A 4359-nucleotide genomic window follows, 5' to 3' on the forward strand; every position below is an offset into this window, starting at 1 on the left:
CGCCGTACTGGTTTAAAGTTAATCCACTATATTCTGTTTTCAGACGACCTCTATCCTCATCAAATCATCCTTATTTATCCCGCCGTGACATTCCAGATAAACTTCAACATCATTCCCCTGCCAAACACAGGCAACAGCAAATCCATCAGACAACATCGCTGTCATCCCATGCCAATCCGAACATCCGCACACCTGCATTCCCTTTTTTCCATCTGCCGTAAATCGATAGCCAACCTTGCGCATATCCTCGGGAAAATACAAATCCGCCGCCTTCAACAGTGCTTCTTTAATGCACCACAGTCGATAAAATTCTTCCTTATCCCAATCTCTGGATGCCAAATATTCCTTTTCCCACTCAGTACATACCCACTCCGCCAACGCCTGAAAATCACGAAAACGGATTTTCTCAACATCCACACCGGCAGAAAGACTATTTGATGTACACAACACCGCAGCAATGCCGTGACTATGGCTGAGCGAAACGATTGGATGTTTTGATTTTTGCTTAAGGGCGCGACTGACTTTCCAATCTATTCTTTCCGACAATTGCGGTGATTGGGCTATCCTCTGCCTATCATGCTGACTTAAAGAATCATCACAATAAGTTTCGGCAAGTAGCTCATCTCCGAGCAGGCAATACAAATGCTTCTTCATCGGACATCCAAAACAAAATTTTCTAAAACCAAAATGAGCCGGCAGCATATACCCACCGGCTCATTTCAACACATTGCAAGCATTAAGCTACCATTTAAAGATAACAGTTAGACCAAATTACCGCCAAACCATAATTTGATCGTTACACTTTTAATGCAAGCTTCCTTTTAAAACTACTCGGCTGTTCCAAGTAGCAACATGGCATTCATACTCATTGCCGCCAACGGTTTTTTTGTCAAAATAGCTGACTAAGCGTACGGATTTCGCTTTTCTTTGTACCGCAGTGCTTTGGAAGCGTTTCACTGTACTCAAGAAAGCACGCTGGCAGGATTCCTCCGGACTTTTACCGACCATATTGGCAATTTGACGGGAGACCAAAGTGGTATTACCGGTGCTGCCGTAAGAAACTTTGATATTAGGATTCAGAACAGATTTCGCTTCATCGGAATTCAGTGCAACACTTGCCTTACACATATAAACGTCATTTTTTCCTTTGCCATTCACTTTATGCCCTTCCCCCACACTGCGGCATGCTCCTGAAGCTTTCCCGGCATTTTGTTCATGAGATGAAGCCGAGCCTGAATTTCCGGCAGAAGATTCCGATTTTGATTGGTTACTAGCACATGCAGAAATGGCTAATACTGAAGACAAAGCGATTAGATAAGAAAAACGGCGCATTTCAATAACTCCCGAAAGTAGTTTGTAAATAAGGATTACGATTTGTTATTGTAATGCATTGCGGATTATCTGATAAGAAATAAATCACCCCTTCTTTTACAAAAATTCCCTCTCACCGCACGACTTCAAATATTGTTATAAAGCAAATTGTATGAACTCTCTCTTTCAGACGACCTGCAATTCGCCACACACATAAAATCATCTGAAAAATAGACAAACTTTATCATCAACCGTTAGACTGCCCAGATTATGTTACGGATACGCTTATGAATATCTTAATTTCCAACGACGACGGCTACCTAGCCCCCGGCATTGCTATTTTGGCACGCGTTGCAGCAGAATTTGCCAATGTCCGCGTAGTTGCACCCGAACGCGACCGCAGCGGCGTCAGCAATTCTTTAACACTTGACCGCCCGCTGCAAATAAAAGAAGCCTCAAACGGTTTTTACTATGTCAGCGGAACACCAACCGACTGTATCCATGTCGGACAACACGCCCTGCCCGATTTCAAACCCGATTTGGTTTTATCCGGAATAAACAATGGCGCCAACATGGGAGATGATACCCTCTACTCAGGTACAGTCGCCGCAGCAACCGAAGCCTATCTGATGGGTATTCCCGCCATCGCTTTTTCATTGAATGATTCACGCGGCCGCTACTGGAAAACCGCTGAAAAATCCGTTTGGATGTTGCTAGAATATTTGTTAAAAAATCCTCCTAAAGAGCCCATCCTGTGGAATATCAATATCCCCGCAGTCATGCCTGAAGACATACAGGGCATTAAAATTACACGATTGGGCAGAAGACACCACGAGCAAAGTATCGTCCCCATGCACAATCCGCGCGGAGAACCGATTTACTGGATAGGGCCGGTCGGCAACATTTCCGACCAAGAGGAAGGCACCGATTTTGGAGAGTGCGAAGCAGGATTCATCACCATCACCCCCCTGCAAATCGACCTGACAGCCTATAACCAACTCCAAAGCATCAACGAGTTTTGGCAAGGCATAAAACCCTCAAACACATAACCTTTTCAGACGACCTGCTTCTGATATAGTGGATTAACTTTAAATCAGGACAAGGCGGCCGAAGCCGCAGACAGTACAGATAGTACGGCACCGATTCACTTGGTGCTTCAGCACCTTAGAGAATCGTTTTCTTTGAGCTAAGGCGAGGTAACGCCGTCCTGGTTTAAAGTTAATCCACTATAAACAGTTATTTTGAAATGAAACCCTACATTAAGCCCATAACCGCTGTCTGTCAGATTTTCAAACAGGTGAACCAGTCAAAATCAGGCACTTTAACAGTTACTAACGGCTGCAATACTTGAGAACAGGGCGTATTTTTATTATGATATGTCCCAATAAAACAACAACCCGATATAAAGGTCATCCAATCATGTTGAAAAAAACCGCATTTTACGCAGGGTCGGCAGCCCTCGCCCTCATACTCAGCGCATGCGCCAGCCAACAACCTGCGCCCGTCGTCGTAGGCAATTCCGGCAGCAATTCCGGTTCTGCAAACACAGCCTCCAACAATCCATATGGTGCAGCGCCTTACGAAACTAATGCGGCCAACAACGACGCCCCTTATACCCCTCCCGCCTCCACTCCTCCTGCCAACAGCAGCTACCCTTCCGGCCCTACCGGCTCTTACACACCTTCTTACGCGCCGGTGGACATCAATGCTGCAACACACACCGTAGTGCGCGGCGATACCGTTTATAACATTTCCAAACGTTACCAAATTACCCAAGACAACCTCCGCGCATGGAACGGCTTGGCAGACAACACCATCAGCGTCGGACAAACCCTCCGCGTCAAACCGAACGGCTACAGCGCCCCAACCGCTACCGCGTCCGTTCCGACACCTCCTCCGACACACACCGCCTCTCCCAAACCTACTCCTGCACCACTTAACACCCCGACCGTTTCTACAGGCGGTACCCGCACAGTCAGCGGCATCACATGGCAACGTCCGACCGTCGGCAACGTCATCAGCAACTTCGGCGGCAGCAACAAAGGTGTAGACATCGGCGGTACAGCCGGCCAACCTGTCGTTGCCGCTGCTGACGGCAAAGTCGTCTATGCCGGCTCAGGTTTGCGCGGTTACGGCAACCTGGTCATCATCCAACACAACTCATCTTATCTGAGCGCATACGGCCACAACCAACGCTTGCTGGTCAATGAAGGACAACAAGTCAAACGCGGCCAAACCATCGCAAACATGGGTAATACAGACGCCAGCCGCACGCAACTGCATTTTGAAGTGCGCCAAAACGGCAAACCGGTCAATCCTGCAAACTACGTTGCATTTTAAAATCAATGCCATACAAAACCGCCCAAATTGGGCGGTTTTTATTTTCAAAGACAAAAGCCAATCCGCCCAATTCACAACAATATTGACTTATATTGAATTTCCCCCGTCAATACACCCGTACAATCAAACTTATTGCCGTCTCCAGTATTTTTCAGACGACCCTCAAGACATTTCCGTCTTTTGAAATCTTTCTCAAAGCTTTTCTTCTCAAGGAGTCATCATGCAACAATACACCCTAGATCCCAAAGCCTTGCTCGGCGGCGTTATCCATAGCGATATCGACCAAGAAATCGTTCAACTCTCCCTGCAAAAGGATAATGAAATCCCCGATTATCAAGCCGATGCCATTATTCTCCTGCTGGTACTCAACGGCAGCGCCAAAATCATCACCCAAACCGAAACCCTCTCCACGCAAGGACTTCAAGTCGTCCGCCTTGAACCCAACGAAACCCACAGCATACGCGCCCTAGAAGACCACACCAATATACTGGTCATCAAGCAGCTTACTTACGCTTCCGGCCTGAATAAAAAACTGCGTTTCGGCAAATGTTGCCTATAAAGAAAGAGGTCGTCTGAAAACCAAGGAAAATGGTTTTCAGACGACCTCTTCAACATTCAATCTAATTGCTGTTCAAAAAGAAAGAACGATAAATCAAAGTTCCGATCCAAGACAACTTATAGTGGATTAACTTTAAATCAGGACAAGGC

The 4359-nt window shown here is 46.5% G+C and carries 5 protein-coding genes; 3 read left to right on the plus strand and 2 right to left on the minus strand.

Annotated features, from left to right (window positions below; all coding sequences use genetic code 11):
* Positions 1-39: 39 nt before the first annotated feature.
* Together HMPREF3277_RS10760 and HMPREF3277_RS10765 are read right to left on the minus strand one after the other, a co-directional pair.
* A complete protein-coding gene (locus HMPREF3277_RS10760) occupies positions 40-702 on the minus strand; it encodes a 4'-phosphopantetheinyl transferase family protein (protein ID WP_246830803.1) in 663 nt (220 codons plus the stop codon).
* 102 nt (positions 703-804) lie between these two features.
* Positions 805-1332, minus strand: a complete 528-nt coding sequence (locus tag HMPREF3277_RS10765; protein ID WP_246830804.1) for a hypothetical protein — start codon at positions 1330-1332, stop codon at positions 805-807.
* Between the two features lie 266 nt (positions 1333-1598).
* Between HMPREF3277_RS10765 and surE the strand changes: the two genes are divergently transcribed.
* From surE to HMPREF3277_RS10780, 3 genes are all read left to right on the plus strand, one after another.
* The gene (gene surE / locus HMPREF3277_RS10770; RefSeq protein WP_070871112.1) at positions 1599-2360 is read left to right on the plus strand and encodes a 5'/3'-nucleotidase SurE; all 762 of its coding nucleotides are present in this window, start codon (positions 1599-1601) and stop codon (positions 2358-2360) included.
* Positions 2361-2730: 370 nt separating this feature from the next.
* The gene (locus HMPREF3277_RS10775) at positions 2731-3651 is read left to right on the plus strand and encodes a peptidoglycan DD-metalloendopeptidase family protein (RefSeq protein ID WP_003757365.1); all 921 of its coding nucleotides are present in this window, start codon (positions 2731-2733) and stop codon (positions 3649-3651) included.
* A 220-nt stretch (positions 3652-3871) separates the two neighbouring features.
* Positions 3872-4210, plus strand: a complete 339-nt coding sequence (locus HMPREF3277_RS10780; protein ID WP_003757360.1) for a cupin domain-containing protein — start codon at positions 3872-3874, stop codon at positions 4208-4210.
* Positions 4211-4359 lie beyond the last annotated feature (149 nt).

It is taken from the genome of Neisseria sp. HMSC70E02 (assembly GCF_001838645.1).
Taxonomy (GTDB): Bacteria; Pseudomonadota; Gammaproteobacteria; order Burkholderiales; family Neisseriaceae; genus Neisseria; species Neisseria macacae.